Origin of the sequence: Streptomyces sp. SID8374, from assembly GCF_009865135.1 — a bacterium.
In the GTDB taxonomy this organism is placed as follows: domain Bacteria; phylum Actinomycetota; class Actinomycetes; order Streptomycetales; family Streptomycetaceae; genus Streptomyces.
The window spans coordinates 1,020,474-1,037,391 of sequence record NZ_WWGH01000001.1; the positions used below are offsets into that span (position 1 = coordinate 1,020,474).

15 protein-coding genes and 2 pseudogenes are annotated in these 16,918 nt (G+C 69.8%); 3 read left to right on the forward strand and 14 right to left on the reverse strand.

Annotated elements, in window-relative coordinates:
- Positions 1–4: 4 nt before the first annotated feature.
- The 5 genes and pseudogenes from GTY67_RS04585 to GTY67_RS04605 all read right to left on the reverse strand — a co-directional run bounded on the left by GTY67_RS04585 (position 5) and on the right by GTY67_RS04605 (position 5,238).
- Positions 5–958, reverse strand: a complete 954-nt coding sequence (locus GTY67_RS04585; protein ID WP_015607505.1) for a WYL domain-containing protein — start codon at positions 956–958, stop codon at positions 5–7.
- Positions 959–1,091: 133 nt separating this feature from the next.
- On the reverse strand, positions 1,092–1,463 hold the full coding sequence (locus GTY67_RS04590) for an FKBP-type peptidyl-prolyl cis-trans isomerase (protein WP_093691618.1): 372 nt from the start codon (positions 1,461–1,463) through the stop codon (positions 1,092–1,094).
- A 64-nt stretch (positions 1,464–1,527) separates the two neighbouring features.
- Positions 1,528–2,466 carry an FKBP-type peptidyl-prolyl cis-trans isomerase gene (locus tag GTY67_RS04595; RefSeq protein WP_093691616.1) on the reverse strand — a complete coding sequence of 313 codons (939 nt, stop codon included), beginning with the start codon at positions 2,464–2,466 and terminating at the stop codon, positions 1,528–1,530.
- Positions 2,467–2,596: 130 nt separating this feature from the next.
- Positions 2,597–3,958, reverse strand: coding sequence for a Pup--protein ligase (gene pafA / locus GTY67_RS04600; RefSeq protein WP_030114134.1), 1,362 nt, complete (start codon positions 3,956–3,958; stop codon positions 2,597–2,599).
- Positions 3,959–3,967: 9 nt separating this feature from the next.
- Positions 3,968–5,238 (reverse strand): annotated as a pseudogene (locus GTY67_RS04605) (MFS transporter).
- A gap of 130 nt (positions 5,239–5,368) precedes the next feature.
- Here GTY67_RS04605 and GTY67_RS04610 point away from each other — a divergent pair.
- Positions 5,369–6,403 carry a LacI family DNA-binding transcriptional regulator gene (locus GTY67_RS04610; RefSeq protein ID WP_161277863.1) on the forward strand — a complete coding sequence of 345 codons (1,035 nt, stop codon included), beginning with the start codon at positions 5,369–5,371 and terminating at the stop codon, positions 6,401–6,403.
- A 48-nt stretch (positions 6,404–6,451) separates the two neighbouring features.
- Here GTY67_RS04610 and prcA read toward each other — a convergent pair whose 3' ends face one another.
- The 6 genes and pseudogenes from prcA to arc form a co-directional block, all read right to left on the reverse strand.
- Positions 6,452–7,264 (reverse strand): proteasome subunit alpha, encoded by an 813-nt coding sequence (prcA, locus tag GTY67_RS04615; RefSeq protein ID WP_161277864.1) that lies wholly within the window; start codon positions 7,262–7,264, stop codon positions 6,452–6,454.
- A 58-nt stretch (positions 7,265–7,322) separates the two neighbouring features.
- Entirely contained in the window at positions 7,323–8,168 is an 846-nt protein-coding gene (gene prcB / locus GTY67_RS04620; RefSeq protein WP_030570217.1) for a proteasome subunit beta, read from the reverse strand.
- A pseudogene (locus GTY67_RS34770) lies at positions 8,120–8,306 on the reverse strand (endonuclease domain-containing protein); the annotation flags it as partial. The gene prcB and the pseudogene GTY67_RS34770, both read right to left, overlap by 49 nt.
- A 153-nt stretch (positions 8,307–8,459) precedes the next feature.
- The gene (locus GTY67_RS04630; RefSeq protein ID WP_003970166.1) at positions 8,460–8,678 is read right to left on the reverse strand and encodes a ubiquitin-like protein Pup; all 219 of its coding nucleotides are present in this window, start codon (positions 8,676–8,678) and stop codon (positions 8,460–8,462) included.
- A 128-nt stretch (positions 8,679–8,806) separates the two neighbouring features.
- Positions 8,807–10,318, reverse strand: a complete 1,512-nt coding sequence (gene dop / locus GTY67_RS04635; RefSeq protein WP_093691608.1) for a depupylase/deamidase Dop — start codon at positions 10,316–10,318, stop codon at positions 8,807–8,809.
- Between the two features lie 234 nt (positions 10,319–10,552).
- The gene (gene arc, locus GTY67_RS04640; RefSeq protein ID WP_093691606.1) at positions 10,553–12,319 is read right to left on the reverse strand and encodes a proteasome ATPase; all 1,767 of its coding nucleotides are present in this window, start codon (positions 12,317–12,319) and stop codon (positions 10,553–10,555) included.
- A 240-nt stretch (positions 12,320–12,559) separates the two neighbouring features.
- Between arc and GTY67_RS04650 the strand changes: the two genes are divergently transcribed.
- Positions 12,560–12,871 (forward strand): ferredoxin, encoded by a 312-nt coding sequence (locus tag GTY67_RS04650; protein ID WP_093691604.1) that lies wholly within the window; start codon positions 12,560–12,562, stop codon positions 12,869–12,871.
- A gap of 9 nt (positions 12,872–12,880) precedes the next feature.
- Here the strand turns inward: GTY67_RS04650 and GTY67_RS04655 are convergent, their stop codons facing one another.
- The 3 genes from GTY67_RS04655 to GTY67_RS04665 all read right to left on the reverse strand — a co-directional run bounded on the left by GTY67_RS04655 (position 12,881) and on the right by GTY67_RS04665 (position 15,891).
- Positions 12,881–13,462, reverse strand: coding sequence for a hypothetical protein (locus GTY67_RS04655; protein WP_161279953.1), 582 nt, complete (start codon positions 13,460–13,462; stop codon positions 12,881–12,883).
- Between the two features lie 217 nt (positions 13,463–13,679).
- Positions 13,680–14,597, reverse strand: coding sequence for a tRNA (adenine-N1)-methyltransferase (locus GTY67_RS04660; RefSeq protein ID WP_093691602.1), 918 nt, complete (start codon positions 14,595–14,597; stop codon positions 13,680–13,682).
- Between the two features lie 43 nt (positions 14,598–14,640).
- Positions 14,641–15,891 carry a site-2 protease family protein gene (locus GTY67_RS04665; protein WP_161277865.1) on the reverse strand — a complete coding sequence of 417 codons (1,251 nt, stop codon included), beginning with the start codon at positions 15,889–15,891 and terminating at the stop codon, positions 14,641–14,643.
- Between the two features lie 177 nt (positions 15,892–16,068).
- Here GTY67_RS04665 and GTY67_RS04670 point away from each other — a divergent pair, with 177 nt between their 5' ends.
- The gene (locus GTY67_RS04670) at positions 16,069–16,914 is read left to right on the forward strand and encodes a PD-(D/E)XK nuclease family protein (protein WP_237502704.1); all 846 of its coding nucleotides are present in this window, start codon (positions 16,069–16,071) and stop codon (positions 16,912–16,914) included.
- Positions 16,915–16,918 lie beyond the last annotated feature (4 nt).

Here is a 16,918-nt window from a genome sequence, read left to right on the forward strand (position 1 = left end):
TCCCCTAGTCCTTGGCCACGGCTCGGAGCCGGTCCACCACATCGGCCCGCAGATCGGCGGGTTCCTCCACGACGACGTCCGGCCCGAACTCGACGAGCCAGGCGTCAAGACCGTGTCCGTACGGGATCTCCAGCTCGTCCCAGCCGTCGCCGCGCTCATGGACCGATATCGCCCGCGACCGCAGCGGGTAGCCGGATCCGGCGCGGAGCCTGATCCGGGCGGTGCGGGTGGCGGTCTCGCCGGCCCAGCTCTCGACGGTCTCGCGGACGGTGACGACGTCGGGCACCTCGGCGGTGAACGCTCCGGCGCGGGAGCGGACCTTGCCGGTGATGCGGGAGAGCCGGAAGACGCGCTCGGCGCCACGGCCCCGGTCCCAGCCCGCGAGGTACCAGTGGCCGCGCCAGCACTCCAGGGTCCAGGGTTCGACCTGGCGCTGGACGGGGGCGGCGGAGTTGGCCTTGCGGTAGTCGAAGGTGACCGGGCGGCGGTCGCGGCAGGCGAGCATCAGGGGCTCGAAGGCCGCCTCGTGGACGGGGATACGGGGTTCCAGGGCGCTGTGCACCTCGTACGCGTCCTCGGCCTCGGGCATCCCGGCCGCCCGCAGCTTCTGGAGCGCGCCGCTGGCGGCCCCGGCGAGGCGGGCCTGCTGCCAGACCTTGGCGGCGAGGCCGAGGGCGGCGGCCTCCTCGGCGTCCAGGGTGATGGGGGGCAGCCGGTTGCTGTCGCGGCGGGCCAGGTAGCCGGTGTCGCCGTCGAGGTTCTCGACGGTCTCGATGACGAGGCCGAGCTCGCGCAGATCGTCCTTGTCGCGCTCGAACATCCGGTTGAAGGAGTCGTCGGAGCCCGCTTCGAGGTAGGCCTCGATGGAGCCGCGCAGCTCGCGCTTGCTGAGCGGGCGCCGGGTCCCCAGCAGGCACAGCGCGAGGTTCATCAACCGCTCGGCCTTGGCAATCGCCATCGACGCCCTTTCTCTTGTGCTCTACGACCGTCGACCGTACCGCCCCGGGGTGTCCGGGCCAAAGCGGGACCGTGCACCGGACAGCGGTGAGGGCCCCCACCGAGCGGTGGAGGCCCTCATCGACCGGAACGGATCAGACCGAGATCAGGTCGCAGACGAAGATCAGCGTCTCGCCCGGGGCGATCGCGCTGCCCGCGCCGCGGTCGCCGTACGCGAGGTGCGCGGGGATGGTCAGCTGGCGGCGGCCGCCGACCTTCATGCCCTGCACGCCCTGGTCCCAGCCGGAGATGACCTGGCCGACACCGAGCTGGAAGGCCAGCGGCGCGCCGCGGTTCCAGGAGGCGTCGAACTCCTCGCCGGTGGAGAAGGCCACGCCCACGTAGTGGACCTTGACCTTGTCGCCGGCCTTGGCGACGGGGCCGTCGCCCTCCCAGATGTCCTTGATCTCCAGGTCGGCCGGCGGCTCGCCACCCGGGAAGTCGATCTCGGGCTTCTCGATGCTCACTGAACTGCTCCTCTGAATGGTGAACTGGGCAACCGGGACAGTCTTACATCCTGGTCAGGAGGCGTTACATCTTGGCCAGGACGTCCACGGCGAAGACCAGCGTGGAGTTCTTCGGGATGGCCTGCTGCTGCTGGTCGCCGAAGGCCTGGTCCGGCGGGATCACCAGAAGCACGCGGCTGCCGACCTTCTTGCCGATCAGGCCGTCCTTCAGTCCCTTGAGGGTGACCTGGGCCAGCGGGAAGGTCTGGGTCTTGCCCTGGGCGTAGGTGGAGTCGAACTCCTTGGCATCCTTCCAGATCAGACCCACGTAGTTCACGACGACGCTGTCGGTCTCCTTGATGACCTCACCGTCGGACTCCAGGATGTAGTTGGAGGCCAGCTTCTTCGGCGGGTCGCTCTTGGGGATGGTGACCTTCGGCGCCTTGCCGTCGTCGTTCGTCCCGACCTTGGGCAGGTCGATGCTGTCCTGGGCGACCTCGGTGCCCTTGGCGGAGGCCGGGATCTGGGTCGCCTTCAGGATGTCGACGACGAAGCCGAGGGTGGCGTTCGGCTTGATGTCGCCCTGGCCCTGCTCGCCGTAGCCGAGCTCCGGCGGGATGACCAGCTGGACGCGGCTGCCGACCTTCTGGCCGACGAGGCCCTTGTCCCAGCCCTGGATGACCATGCCCGCGCCGAGCGTCAGGTCGAAGGGCTGCTTGCGGTCGAAGCTGTTGTCGAACGGCTTGTCGGAGTCCCACGACTGACCGAGGTAGTTGACCTGGATCGCGTCGCCGTTCTTGAGCTTCGCACCGTCACCCTCGCTGATGACCTCGGTCTTCAGCTCCTTGGGCGGGTCTCCCTTGCCCTTGGAGAGGGTGGGCTTCTCGCCGAACTTCGCTCCCGCGGTGATCGCGGGCACGCCGTTCTTGGACGAGGCGGAGTCGGAGGCCTTGTCGTCGCTGCCGCAGGCCACTGCCGACAGCAGCAGGAGGGGGGCGACGAGAAGGCCGGCAATTCGGCGCACTGGTTCCTCAGATCTCAGGGGGCACTGTGGTTGAGTCCGACCACTCTAGGCCGTGGACAGGGCCCCGTACGAGGAACGTACGGGGCCCTGTCGTACGACGGCCGGCCGGGAGGTGCCTCCTGGGCGCCGCTCACATGCCCGCGATCAGCTTCTCCACGCGCTCGTCCACGGAGCGGAACGGGTCCTTGCAGAGCACCGTGCGCTGCGCCTGGTCGTTGAGCTTGAGGTGGACCCAGTCGACGGTGAAGTCCCGCCGCTGCTCCTGGGCCCGGCGGATGAAGTCGCCGCGCAGCCGCGCCCGGGTGGTCTGCGGGGGCACCGATTTGCCCTCGAAGATCTTCAGGTCGTTGCAGATGCGGGCGGTCTGGCCCTTCTTCTCCAGGAGGTAGAACAGACCGCGGCGACGGTGGATGTCGTGGTAGGCGAGGTCTATCTGGGCGACCCGCGGGTTCGACATGGTCATGTTGTGCTTGGCCCGGTACCGCTCGATGAGCTTGTACTTCATGACCCAGTCGATCTCGGTGTCGATCCGGTCGAGGTCCTCGGCCTCGATGGCGTCCAGCGTGCGGCCCCACAGCTCCAGGACCTGGTCGACGGTGCCGGTGCGGATGCCCCGGCGCTCCACGAAGTCCACGGCCTTCTCGTAGTACTCCCGCTGGACCTCGATGGCCGAGGCCTCGCGGCCGCTGGCCAGGCGCACCTTGCGCCGCCCGGTGAGGTCGTGGCTGACCTCGCGGATGGCCCGGATCGGGTTCTCCAGGGTCAGGTCGCGCATCACCGTGCCCGCCTCGATCATGCGGAGCACCAGGTCGGTGGCGCCGACCTTGAGCAGCATGGTCGTCTCGGACATGTTCGAGTCGCCGACGATGACGTGGAGGCGGCGGTACCGCTCGGCGTCGGCGTGGGGTTCGTCACGCGTGTTGATGATCGGCCGGGAGCGGGTGGTGGCGGAGCTGACGCCCTCCCAGATGTGCTCGGCACGCTGGCTGACGCAGTAGACGGCTCCGCGCGGCGTCTGGAGCACCTTGCCCGCGCCGCAGATGAGCTGCCGGGTGACGAGGAAGGGGATGAGGATGTCCGCGAGCCGGGAGAATTCTCCGTGCCGGGCGACGAGGTAGTTCTCGTGGCACCCGTAGGAGTTTCCCGCCGAGTCGGTGTTGTTCTTGAAGAGATAGACGTCGCCCGCGATTCCCTCCTCGTGCAGGCGGCGTTCGGCGTCGACGAGCAGGCCTTCGAGAATGCGCTCGCCGGCCTTGTCGTGCGTGACCAGCTCGGTCACGTTGTCGCATTCGGGGGTTGCATATTCCGGATGCGATCCCACGTCGAGGTAGAGGCGGGCGCCGTTCCGCAGAAAGACATTGCTGCTGCGGCCCCATGACACAACACGGCGGAAGAGGTAGCGCGCCACTTCGTCAGGTGACAGTCGGCGCTGTCCCCTGAACGTGCACGTGACGCCGTACTCGTTCTCCAGCCCGAAAATGCGGCGGTCCATGACTGAACATTACGCCTTACGGCCGGTGCTGAAACCGGGTTCGACAGCACCGTTTCGATCATTTTCCGATCCGGTCACGACGGCGGGGTCGCGGCCATGATCGGCGACACGCCCCCCAGGACCTTCCCCGTGGCCAGCAGGACCACCAGCGCGAGGACTCCGCCGACCCCCGCCACGCCGAAGCTCCAGGCGGTGGAACCGATCTCGACGGCCGGTCCCGCCACGGCCGTTCCGGCTGCCGCGCCGACGCCGAAGGTGGTGACGAGCCAGGAGAACGCCTCGGTCACCGTGCCGCGCGGGGCGTGCCGGTCCACCACGATGAACGAGCACGCGATGGCGGGGGCGAGGAAGACTCCGGCGAGGGCGGCCAGCGCGGTCATGACGGGGACCGAGGGGGTGAGCGTCAACGGCAGGTAGCCGAGGGCCAGGAGGCCGACGATGACGCGGAGCCGCCGCTCGGGCGCACCGGCCCACTGCCGTGCCCCGTAGCCCAGTCCCCCGATGAGGGCGCCGAGGCCGAGCGCGGCCATCAGCCAGCCGTACACCGACTCGCGGCCGTGGTCGTCCGCGTAGGCCACACCGGCCACCGTGATGGAGCCGAGCGCGAGCCCGACGAAGAAGAACGCGCCGAGGAGGGCGAGGAGTCCGGGCGAGCGCAGGGCACCGAGCCAGTGCGCCTCGCGGGGCGCGGAGCGCCAGGTGCGGGAGGGTTCGGACAGGACGACCGACAACGCGCCCAGGACGCCGATGGCGTTGATGACGAGCAGGGCGGCGGCCGGGGACCAGAGCGAGACGAGGAGCGTCACCAGGAGCGGCCCGACGGTGAACATGATCTCCTGCGCCACGGCGTCCATGGCGTACGCCCGGTGCACCTGGTCCTCGCGCTTGAGCACGCTGGGCCACAGGGCCCGCAGACCGCCCTCCAGGGGCGGTGTGGCGACTCCGGCGACGATGACGGCGGCGTACGCCAGAGGGAGCGAGCCGAGGCCCGCGACGGCCAGCAGGGCCATACCGAGGGCGGAGAGGACGGCGGCGGGGAGCTGGACGCGCGGCTGCCCGTACAGGTCGACGGCCCGGCCGAGCAGCGGCTGTCCGACGGCGGTGGCGAGCCCGTACGCGGCGGCCAGGGCGCCGGCCAGGGTGTAGCTGCCGCCCTCGGCGCGGGTGAACAGCACGATCGCGATGTGCGCGGTGCCGTTGGGCAGCCGCCCCACCAGGGTGCCCGTCAGCAGCCGGGCGGCATGCCGCGCCCGGAGGATGTCCAGATAGCCCGCGGCCATTCCCGCCCCTTTCCGCCGGACGGCTGCCACCACCCGAGGTTTTACGTATAACGTCGAGGTTCATACGTACCATGTCCGCAGTTCGCGGGTCCACCTCGCGGCACCACGGAAACCCCGCACGGAGGCCCGCGTGACCGACCCCCACCAGCCCGTCCCGCCCCGGCCCACCAGCCGCGACGTGGCCCGTGCGGCGGGCGTCTCGCAGGCGACGGTCTCGCTCGTGCTCGGGGAGAAGTGGCCGGGCCGGGTCTCCGAGGCCACGGCCCAGCGGGTCCGGGACCGTGCGGCGGAGCTCGGCTACCGGCCCAATCTGGCCGCCCGCAATCTGCGGCTCGGCCGCACCAGGACCGCGCTGCTGGTGGTCCCCGCGCTCACCAACGAGTTCTTCGCCCGCGTCTACACCGGGTCCGCCGCCGTCGCCGCCGAGCACGACTTCGGCGTGGTGCTCTACCCCTCCCCCGACGGCACCGGACCGGCCCGGGACCCGTTCGCCTCGGCCCGCGCCGCCCTGGACGGGGTGATCGCCTCCTCCATGGCCTCCGACGCGCTCAGCGCCCTGCACGGGGCCGACCTGCCGCTGGTGATGCTGGACAGCGACCCGGCCGGGACGGACGCGGCGGCCCACGTGAATCTGGACATCGCCGACGGCATGCGGCAGGTGACGGAGCATCTGCTCGGCCTCGGCCACCGCCGGTTCGTCCATCTGGCGTCCGCCGTGGACACCTGGACGTTCGCGGTCCGGGCGCAGGCGGTACGGGAGGCGGCGGGCGCGGTCCCGGGCGCCACGGTGCGTACGGTACGGGCGCCCCTCGACGTACGGGCCGGGCGGGAGGCCGCCGAACAGGCGCTGGCCGTCACCGGGGAGCGGCCCACCGCGATCGTCTGCGACGACGACATCCTGGCGGCCGGGGCCTGCAAGGCGGCCCGCCGGCTCGGGCTGCGCGTCCCGGACGACCTCTCGGTCACCGGCTTCGACGACCTGGCGCTGGCCACCGCCGTCGAACCGGAGCTGACCACCGTGCAGCTGCCAGCCGAGCAGGTCGGGGAGCGCGGGATGGCGGCACTGCTCGCCGTGCTGGACGGCCGCCCCGCCGAGACGGGCAGCCTGCCGGTGCGGCTGGTCGTCCGGGGCTCCACGGCGCCGCCGCCCGCCTCCCGGGCATGACGGATGCCCCCGGGCCGGGCCCGGGGGCATCCGTGAGGTGCGTTCCGCCTACTCCTCGGTGGAGTCGGGCGAGCTCCCGGTGTCGGTCCCGGGGGTGCGGTTCTCCGGAGCGTCCGTCTCCTCGGTGTCGGACGGGGCGTCCGTCGGGGTGGCGCTCGCCGCTTCCGCGTCGAGGAGCCGGGTCAGCTGGCGGCCGACGATCCGCTTGAACTTGCGCTGCTGAGGCCGCGTACGGTCCAGCACCGCGACTTCGAGGCGCTCGGCGGGAATCTCCCGCTCCCCGCCGCCCGGCTCGCGGGAGAGCGCCTGGACGGCCAGCTTGAGCGCCTCGGCGAGCGTCATGCCGTCGCGGTGGCGCTGGTCCAGGAAGCTGCTGATCTGCTCGGCGTTGCCGCCGACCGCGACCGAGCCGTGCTCGTCCACGATCGAACCGTCGTGCGGCAGCCGGTAGATCTGGTCGCCCTCGGGGGCGGTGCCGACCTCGGCGACGACCAGCTCCACCTCGTACGGCTTCTCGGCCGCGCTGGAGAAGATGGTGCCGAGCGTCTGGGCGTAGACGTTGGCCAGCCCACGGGCCGTCACATCGTCGCGGTCGTAGGTGTATCCGCGGAGGTCGGCGTAGCGCACGCCGCCGATGCGGAGGTTCTCGTACTCGTTGTACTTGCCGGCGGCCGCGAAGCCGATCCGGTCATAGATCTCGCTGAACTTGTGCAGCGCGCGGGACGGGTTCTCGCCGACGAACACAATGCCGTCGGCATACTGCAGCACAACGAGGCTGCGACCACGGGCGATGCCCTTGCGGGCGTATTCCGCCCGGTCGGCCATGGCCTGCTGGGGTGAGACATAGAACGGCGTCGACACCGGCTATCCGTCCCTTTCTGTCAGTGACGAGTGCATCTCGGAAGGCTCGGAGTCCGGGTCAGAGCAGCGCGGCGCGCGGGCCGTCGGGCTGCTCCAGGCGGCGTTCCAGGATGGAGCGCGCGATGTCGGCGGACTCCTGGTCGCCCAGCCTCCGGAAGCCTTCGTCGGTGATGACGGTGACGATCGGGTAGATCCGGCGGGCCACATCCGGGCCGCCGGTCGCCGAGTCGTCGTCAGCGGCGTCGTACAGCGCCTGCACGACCAGGGTGAGGGCCTGCTCCTCCGTCAGGTCCTCGCGGTAGAGCTTCTTCATGGAGCCGCGGGCGAAGATCGACCCGGAGCCGGTGGCGGCGTAGCCGTTCTCCTCGGAGCGGCCGCCGGTGACGTCGTAGGAGAAGATGCGGCCCTTCTCGCGGTCCACGTCGTACCCCGCGAAGAGCGGCACCACGGCGAGGCCCTGCATGGCCATGGCGAGGTTGGAGCGGATCATGGTGGAGAGCCGGTTGGCCTTGCCCTCCAGGGAGAGCTGGGCGCCCTCGACCTTCTCGAAGTGCTCCAGCTCCAGCTGGAACAGCTTGACCATCTCCACGGCCAGTCCGGCGGTGCCGGCGATGCCCACCGCCGAGTACTCGTCGGCCGGGAAGACCTTCTCGATGTCGCGCTGCGCGATCATGTTGCCCATGGTGGCGCGCCGGTCACCGGCCAGGACGACGCCACCGGGGAAGGACGCCGCGACGATGGTCGTCCCGTGCGGTGCCTCGATGGCCCCCTGGAGCGGCGGCAGACTCCGGTTGCCCGGGAGCATCTCGGGCGACTGGTCGGACAGGAAGTCCATGAACGAGGACGAGCCCGGCGTCAGGAAGGCAGCTGGTAGACGCCCGGTGCTACGAGTGTTGGCTTCCACGCGTTTCCCTCCAGGTATGCGATGGCCCTGCGCAAGAGAGTCAGGATCATCCCCCAACTTGCCGATGGCCGAATTGCAGTTGAAGCAACGTACGCCACGGACCCTACCCGTCCCGGGGCAGTGATCCACATGTTCGGCGGAGGGATCTGCGAGGATCCCGCGCTCGCGACTGGCGAAGGGTCCGCCGGGTGGCGAGCGGGGTGACGACGCCCGCCGTGGCGGGCGTCGTCACCCCGTCTCCCCCGAGTACCGCAGGTGCCCGGAACGCTACCGGGCGTTCACACTCGTGAACTACTGTCCACCCTTTTGGACGAAGGAGCGGACGAAGTCCTCGGCGTTCTCTTCGAGGACGTCGTCGATCTCGTCCAGCACCGAGTCGACGTCGTCGCTCAGCTTCTCCTGGCGCTCCGCGAGGTCCTCGGACGCCTGCGCGTCCTGCGCCTGCTCCTCGACCTCCTCGGTGGAACGCGTCGCCTTCTGCTGTCCGCCGCCGGTGTCCTTGGTCGCCATGTAGCTCACCCCGCTCGGTTCGAAGCAATCAAGCTCTTGATCAGACCCTACCCACGAGGTCCGACATTTGGCCCGGTAGTTGTGCAACGTCCGGGCCTCGGGTGATTGATTCCCCGCCCGGACGCCTTTCAGCCGCCCGACAGCGTCCGGACCAGCTCCTCCGCCGTACGGCAGCGGTCGAGGAGGTCCTTGACGTGCTCCTTGGTGCCCCGCAGCGGCTCCAGGGTGGGCACCCGCTGGAGCGAGTCGCGGTCCGGCAGGTCGAAGATGACCGAGTCCCAGGAGGCGGCCGCCACATCGTCGGCGTACTGCTCCAGACAGCGGCCCCGGAAATAGGCCCTGGTGTCCTCCGGGGGCTTCGTACGGGCCCTGGTGACGTCGTCCTCGTCCAGCAGCCGCTTCATCCGCCCACGGGCCGCCAGACGGTTGTAGAGCCCCTTGTCGGGCCGTACGTCGGCGTACTGGAGGTCGACCAGGTGCAGGCGGGGGGCGTCCCAGTCCAGCGAGTCGCGGCGGCGGTAGCCCTCCATGAGCTCCCGCTTGGCGATCCAGTCCAGCTCGCCGGCGAGGCTCATCGGGTCGGTCTCCAGCCGGTTGAGCGTGTCCTCCCAGCGGGTCAGGATGTCCTTGGTCTGCTCGTCGGCGTCGGCGCCGTACCGCTCGTCGACGTATTTGCGGGCCAGCTCGAAATACTCCATCTGGAGCTGGACAGCGGTGAGTGTCCGGCCGCTGCGGAGCGTGATCAGCTGCCGCAGGTCCGGGTCGTGCGAGACCTGGTGCAGGGTGCGGACGGGCTGGTCGACGGCGAGGTCGACGTTGATGAACGCGTCCTCGATCATGGACAGCACCAGGGACGTGGTGCCCAGCTTCAGATAGGTCGAGATCTCCGAGAGGTTCGCGTCCCCGATGATCACATGGAGCCGGCGGTACTTCTCGGCGTCGGAGTGGGGCTCGTCCCGGGTGTTGATGATGGGCCGCTTGAGCGTGGTCTCCAGGCCGACCTCGACCTCGAAGTAGTCGGCGCGCTGGCTGATCTGGAAGCCGTGCTCGTGGCCGTCCTGGCCGATGCCGACCCGGCCCGCGCCGGTGACGACCTGGCGGGAGACGAAGAACGGCGTCAGATGGCGCACGATGTCCGAGAACGGGGTCTCCCGCTGCATCAGGTAGTTCTCGTGCGTGCCGTAGGAGGCGCCCTTGTTGTCGGTGTTGTTCTTGTAGAGGTGGATCGGCTGGGCGCCGGGGATGGCGGCCGCCCGCTCGGCGGCCTCGGCCATGATCCGCTCGCCGGCCTTGTCCCAGAGCACCGCGTCCAGCGGGTTGGTGATCTCCGGTGAGCTGTATTCGGGGTGTGCGTGGTCGACGTAGAGCCGGGCACCGTTGGTGAGGATCACATTGGCCAGGCCGATGTCCTCGTCGGTGAGCTGGCTGGAGTCGGCGGTCTCACGGGCGAGGTCGAAGCCTCGCGCGTCGCGCAGCGGATTCTCCTCCTCGAAGTCCCAGCGGGCGCGGCGCGCCCGGTGCATCGCCGCCGCGTAGGCGTTGACGATCTGGGACGAGGTGAGCATGGCATTGGCGTTGGGGTGGCCGGGGACGGAGATCCCGTACTCCGTCTCGATGCCCATTACTCGCCGTACGGTCATGCGGCCCTCCTTGCCCGGCGTCGGTCCCCTCCGGGAGCGACGCTCAAGTACCGCTGCTTGTCCGGTGCGTATGCGGTGCCCGTCACCGCACTGCGCGACTCGGCGGTACCGCAGAGCCTAGAGCGCCTCTGCGCCGGTGGGGAGATCAATTGCGACATTGTTCCGGTGTGGCCGGAACGGGGGAAAACGACCGGCTGCGGATGCCCCTCCAGGCATCCGCAGCCGGTCGGCGTATTACAGGTACTGGCCGGTATTGGCCACCGTGTCGATGGAGCGCCCGGTGTCCGCGCCCTGCTTTCCGGTGACGAGTGTGCGGATGAAGACGATCCGCTCACCCTTCTTACCGGAAATCCTGGCCCAGTCGTCCGGATTGGTGGTGTTGGGCAGGTCCTCGTTCTCCTTGAACTCATCCACGCAGGCCTGGAGGAGATGGGAGACGCGCAGACCCTTCTGCTGGTGTTCGAGGAATGCCTTGATGGCCATTTTCTTTGCCCGGTCGACGATGTTCTGAATCATCGCGCCGGAGTTGAAGTCCTTGAAGTACAGGACTTCCTTGTCGCCGTTGGCGTACGTGACCTCGAGGAAGCGGTTCTCCTCGGACTCCGTGTACATCCGCTCCACGACGGACTGGATCATGGCGTGGGCGGCGGCCGGCCGGGAGCCGGCGTGCTCGGCCAGATCGTCCGAGTGCAGCGGGAGCGACGGGGTCAGGTACTTAGCGAAGATGTCCTTCGCGGCCTCGGCGTCCGGACGCTCGATCTTGATCTTCACATCGAGGCGGCCGGGGCGCAGGATGGCGGGGTCGATCATGTCCTCGCGGTTGGAGGCGCCGATGACGATGACGTTCTCCAGCCCCTCCACACCGTCGATCTCGGCGAGCAGCTGGGGGACGATGGTGTTCTCCACGTCCGAGCTGACGCCGCTGCCGCGGGTGCGGAAGAGGGATTCCATCTCGTCGAAGAAGACGATGACGGGGGTGCCCTCGCTCGCCTTCTCCCTCGCACGCTGGAAGACCAGGCGGATGTGCCGCTCGGTCTCGCCGACGTACTTGTTGAGCAGCTCGGGGCCCTTGATATTGAGGAAGTAGCTCTTCCCCGCGGGCTGCCCGGTCACCTCGGCGACCTTCTTGGCGAGCGAATTGGCGACGGCCTTGGCGATGAGCGTCTTGCCGCAGCCGGGCGGACCGTAGAGCAGGATGCCCTTCGGCGGTCGCAGTTCGTGTTCCTTGAAGAGGTCGGGGTGCAGGTAGGGGAGCTCGACCGCGTCGCGGATCAGCTCGATCTGGTCGCCCAGACCGCCGATCTTGTCGTAGTCGATGTCCGGAACCTCTTCGAGGACCAGCTCCTCGACCTCGCTCTTGGGGACCACCTCGTAGACGTAACCGGACCTGGAGTCCAGCAGCAGGGCGTCACCGGAGCGGATGGTGATGTCCAGCAGCGGCTCGGCGAGCCGCACCACCCTCTCCTCGTCGGTGTGCCCGACCACCAGGGCGCGCTCGCCGTCCTCAAGGATCTCCTTGAGGGTGACGATGTCCCCGGCCCGCTCGAACTCCATGGCCTCGACCACGTTGAGCGCTTCGTTGAGCATGACCTCCTGGCCGCGCCGGAGGTCCTCCAGTTCGACGCTGGGGGACACGTTCACCCGGAGCTTGCGGCCCCCGGTGAAGATGTCGCAGGTGCCGTCCTCGTTGGCCTGTAGGAAGACACCGAAGCCGGCCGGCGGCTGTGCGAGCCGGTCGACCTCCTCCTTGAGGGCCACGATCTGGTCACGCGCCTCACGGAGCGTGTTGGCGAGCCGCTCGTTCTGTGCGGACACGCCTGCCAGATTCGTCTGCAACTCGACGATCCGCTCTTCGAGAATCCTCGTATGACGCGGAGAGTCGGCGAGCTTACGTCGCAGGACGGCGATTTCCTGCTCGAGATAGGCAACCTGGCCGGCCGGGTCTTCTGACCCTCGCGCGGGCCGGATGCCGCGGTTGATGTCGTCGTCGTGGGCTGCCACGGTCCTCACCTCCTCCATGGGGAGCTGGACGCTTCCTGACCCTACCTGGGTGGGTGGTGATTGAAACCCCTAGATCACAAAGACTGCGGGGTGTGTCCGATCTTCACCCTTGCGCTCTCCCTCACGTCAAGGGAATACCCACCCTTCGGCATCGGAAAGCCGCCGGTTGTATCGTCGAAGCGTTCAACACCCGTCAGGGCTGGCTCCAATTGGTTCGGATACGCAGGAACGGCAGGACACATGACCGTGCAGCAGGACTCGCCGGGCGACAGTGACACGCAGGACCTGGAGGTCTGGATCGACCAGGACCTCTGTACGGGCGACGGCATCTGCGTGCAGTACGCGCCGGAGGTCTTCGAGCTGGACATCGACGGCCTGGCGTATGTGAAGAGCGGTGACGACGAGCTCCTCCAGGACCCGGGGGCCACCACTCCGGTGCCGCTGCCGCTCCTCCAGGACGTGGTCGACTCGGCCAAGGAGTGCCCCGGGGACTGCATCCATGTGCGGCGCGTGAAGGACAGCGTCGAGGTGTACGGGCCGGACGCGGCCTGACCCGTACGGTCAGACAGCGCGCGCGAGGTCCCCTGAGGTGCGGACGAACGCGTTGCCCTTCCACCGCCAGGAGACCTGTTCCTCCTGGTCGGGGCAGCAGCGCGGCACCTCCAGCGAGGAGTAGCCCAGCAGGGTCGCCGAGACGCGCCCCTCGCGTACGGCGAAGTCACCGACGGTCTTCTTGTCGGCGGGGTCCACCAGGGTCGCCACGACCCTGGGTGCGGCCCCGTCTGTCTGTGTCAGGACGTAGATGCCGCTCGGCGGGGTCCCCGATCCCGCGGCGCAGTGGACCACGGCGACCGTTTCGGGCCGCCCGTCGCCGTCGAGGTCTCCGGGGGCCTGCTTGGCCACGGTGGTCCCGGCCCCGCCGCACTCCAGGGGGAACTCCACCTTCGCCGGGTCCGGGGCGGCCGCGGGGGCGCCCTGCTCGGTCGTGGTCCGCTGCTCGGGGGGCGTGGCGGTGGCGGTGGCCGTACGGGGCTGGAGCAGCCCGGCCAGGGCGACGACGCCGGCCATGGCCGCGGCCGTGGCGAGCCAGTGCACCGGCTTCGTGGCGGTGTGCGCGAGGTCCGGGAGCGCGGAGGTCTGCACGCGGTGTGTCTCCATGTGGTTCCTGGGAGCCCGGGGTGGGGTGGGCCCGCCCCCGAGGGGTGGCCAGCATCGTGCCACACCTCACACGCCGTGGGAACGGCGGGGTGTGCGCCGGTTTCAGCGCCGGGGCGCGCGCCCGGTGGCAACGCGAAGGCGCCGCCGCGCAGTTCCCCGGTCGGTCGGGGAACTGCGCGGCGGCGCCGGTTCGTTGGGCGGATCAGCCGCGGTCGGCGGGGGAGCCTCCGCGGCTCTGGCTGCCCGGACCCTCGTAGTCCTCGCCGTAGGCGCCCTTGGAGGGGCGGCGTCGGCGCAGCGGCGGCTCGACGCCGTCCGCGAGGCGGCGGGCGGTGACCAGGAAGCCGGTGTGGCCGATCATCCGGTGGTCGGGGCGGACGGCGAGGCCCTCGACGTGCCAGTTGCGGATCATCGACTCCCAGGGCTGCGGTTCGGCGAAGCAGCCGATCTCGCGGATGGACTCGACGGTGCGCGAGAGCTGGGTGGTGGTGGCGACGTAGGCGCAGAGGATGCCGCCGGGCACCAGGGCCTTGGAGACGGCCTCCAGGCACTCCCAGGGGGCGAGCATGTCCAGCACGACGCGGTCGACGTCGGTGTCGGAGAGGTTGTCCTGGAGGTCTCCGACGGTCAGCTGCCAGGCCGGGTGCGGGGAGCCGAAGTAGCGCTCCACGTTCTGCTGGGCGATCTCGGCGAAGTCCTCGCGGCGCTCGTAGGAGTGCAGCATGCCCTGCTCACCGATGGCGCGCAGCAGGAAGGTGGAGAGCGAGCCGGATCCGACCCCGGCCTCCACGACGCGGGCGCCGGGGAAGATGTCGGCGAAGGCCAGGATCTGGCCCGCGTCCTTGGGGTAGACCACGGCGGCGCCGCGGGGCATGGAGAGGACGTAGTCGGGGAGCAGGGGGCGCAGCGCGAGATAGGCGACGTTTCCCGTGGTTCGGACAACACTGCCCTCGGGAGCACCGATCAGCTCGTCGTGCGGGAAAGAACCCTTGTGGGTGTGGAAGTTCTTTCCGGCTTCGAGCGTGAAGGTGTAGTGGCGTCCCTTGGGGTCGGTGAGCTGTACCTGGTCCCCGACCTTGAAGGGCCCACGTCGGCGGGCGGCACCGGTCGGTTCAGACATGTGACCAGCGTACCGGTGTTTCGGGGGCCCTTTTCCGGGGCCTTCAGGACTCGGGGCGGGCCATGGCCTTGACGAAGGCGCGCTCCACGTCGGCGGTGGAGAGGACGCCGTAGATCTCGCCGGTCTCCTCGATCACCAGGTACTCGGTGGCCGGGGTGGCCTTCAGCCGGTCCAGCAGGGCCTCACCGGCGAGCTCGGCGGGGACCTTCATGCCGTCGGTGAGGTCCTGGGCGAGGCCGCTGACGGCGACCCAGGGGCGGCGGTGCTCGGGGACGCCGACGATGGCGGCCTCGCGGACGACGCCCTTGGGGTTGCCCTGTCCGTCGACGACGACCAGCGCGCGGGCGCCCGCCTCGTTGGCCCGGCGCAGGGCCTCGGAGAGGGGGGTGGCGGACTCGACGGGGACGGCGCGGCGGGTGAGGGTGCGGGCCCGCAGGTCGGGCAGGTGCTCGCGGAGCCGGGCCATGCGCAGGCTGTTGCCGGCGCCGGTCCAGATGATGCCGGCCAGGATCGCGGCGAGGAGGGCGTCCATGACGGTCTCCACCCCGCCGATCTCCTCGTTGGCGCTGCCGACGGCCCCGGTGTGGGTGAGCAGCGGCAGCCCGATCAGGACGGTGACGGCGAGGCCCCGGCCGACCCAGGCGGCGGCGACGGTGCCGCTCATGGGCTTGCCGGTGATCTTCCAGACGATGGCGCGGAGCATCCGGCCGCCGTCGAGGGGCAGGCCGGGCAGCAGGTTGAAGGCGGCCACGATGAGGTTGGAGATCATCAGCCCGGCGATCAGGACGCCGGGGACCGTGCCGGGCTCCACGAACTGCATCGCGCCGTAGAAGACCCCGCCGAGGACGAGGGAGAGGAGGGGGCCGACGAAGGCGAGGATGAACTCGCGGCCGGGGGTCTCGGTCTCCTTCTCGATCTCGGAGACGCCGCCGAAGAACTGGAGCTGGATGCGGCGGACGGGAAGCTTGTAGCGCAGGGCGGCGACCGTGTGGGCCAGTTCGTGGACGAGTACGGAGGCGTAGAAGGCGATCGCGAAGAAGAGGGCGACGAGATAGCGGGCGCCGCCGAGTTCGGGCAGCACCCGGTCGAGTTGGCCGCCGAAGACCCAGGTGATCAGTGCGGCGACGACGAACCAGCTGGGCGCGACGTACACGGGCACACCGAAGGGGCGGCCCATGAGCAGGCCGCCGCCCGGATCAGCGGGGCGTTTCGGCTTGCCGTCGTCGGGGGCGGCGCCGGGGTCCGTTCCCCCTGCGCCGGGCTGCGGCCACCCGCTGTCGCCGCTCTTGTCCACGTGATCCCTTCGGTTCGGTACGTGGCCGGTGCCACGATGATGCTGTCTGCGAGGGTCTGCCGTCGATGGTATGCCGCCGACTGTCAGTGGCGGGCCGTAGGGTCTTGAGACATGACCTCCGTGCCCCGGCCGCCGCAGCCGCCCACATCTCTGTCGCCCTCGCGCGCGAGCGATTTCATGCAGTGCCCTCTGCTCTACCGCTTCCGGGTCATCGACAAACTGCCGGAGAAGCCCAGCGAGGCTGCTACCCGGGGCACCCTGGTCCATGCGGTGCTGGAGCGGCTCTTCGACGCCCCGGCGGCGGACCGTACGGCACCTCGGGCGCGGGCGCTGATTCCCGGCCAGTGGGAGCGGCTGCTGGAGGCGAAGCCGGAGCTGGGTGAGCTGTTCGCCGGGGACGCCGAGGGTGAGCGGCTGTCGCGCTGGCTCGGTGAGGCGGAGCGGCTGGTGGAGCGGTGGTTCTCGCTGGAGGACCCGACGCGTCTGGAGCCGGCCGAGCGCGAGCTGTTCGTCGAGACGGAGCTGGAGTCGGGGCTGCGGCTGCGCGGGGTGATCGACCGGGTCGATGTGGCGCCCACCGGTGATGTGCGGATCGTCGACTACAAGACGGGGAAGGCGCCGCGGCCGGAGTATGCCGAGGGCCCGCTCTTCCAGATGAAGTTCTACGCGCTGGTGATCTGGCGGCTGAAGGGGATCGTGCCGCGCCGGCTCCAGCTGGTCTATCTGGGCAGCGGCGATGTGCTGACGTACGACCCGGTGGTGGCGGATCTGGAGCGGGTGGAGCGCAAGCTGCTGGCTCTGTGGGAGGCGATCGCGCTGGCGACGGAGACCGGTGACTGGCGGCCGCGTCCGACGAAGCTGTGCGGCTGGTGCGACCACCAGGCGGTCTGTCCGGAATTCGGCGGGACTCCCCCGGTATACCCGCTGTCGGTCCGCCCGGCGGAGTCGGGCGAGGATGACCAGGGCAGAATGGGCTCCGACCGGGCCGAGGCCGGCCGACCCGTGGCTCTTGAGGGCCGTTAAGGAG

What these genes read in the sequence shown, in the direction of transcription:
- GTY67_RS04670 (WP_237502704.1), top strand. Translation starts at nt 16,069, where the DNA reads ATGCAGTGCCCTCTGCTCTACCGCTTCCGGGTCATCGACAAACTGCCG.
- pafA (WP_030114134.1), bottom strand. Translation starts at nt 3,958, where the DNA reads ATGGACCGCCGCATTTTCGGGCTGGAGAACGAGTACGGCGTCACGTGC.
- GTY67_RS04650 (WP_093691604.1), top strand. Translation starts at nt 12,560, where the DNA reads ATGACCGTGCAGCAGGACTCGCCGGGCGACAGTGACACGCAGGACCTG.
- GTY67_RS04630 (WP_003970166.1), bottom strand. Translation starts at nt 8,678, where the DNA reads ATGGCGACCAAGGACACCGGCGGCGGACAGCAGAAGGCGACGCGTTCC.
- dop (WP_093691608.1), bottom strand. Translation starts at nt 10,318, where the DNA reads ATGACCGTACGGCGAGTAATGGGCATCGAGACGGAGTACGGGATCTCC.
- GTY67_RS04660 (WP_093691602.1), bottom strand. Translation starts at nt 14,597, where the DNA reads ATGTCTGAACCGACCGGTGCCGCCCGCCGACGTGGGCCCTTCAAGGTC.
- GTY67_RS04585 (WP_015607505.1), bottom strand. Translation starts at nt 958, where the DNA reads ATGGCGATTGCCAAGGCCGAGCGGTTGATGAACCTCGCGCTGTGCCTG.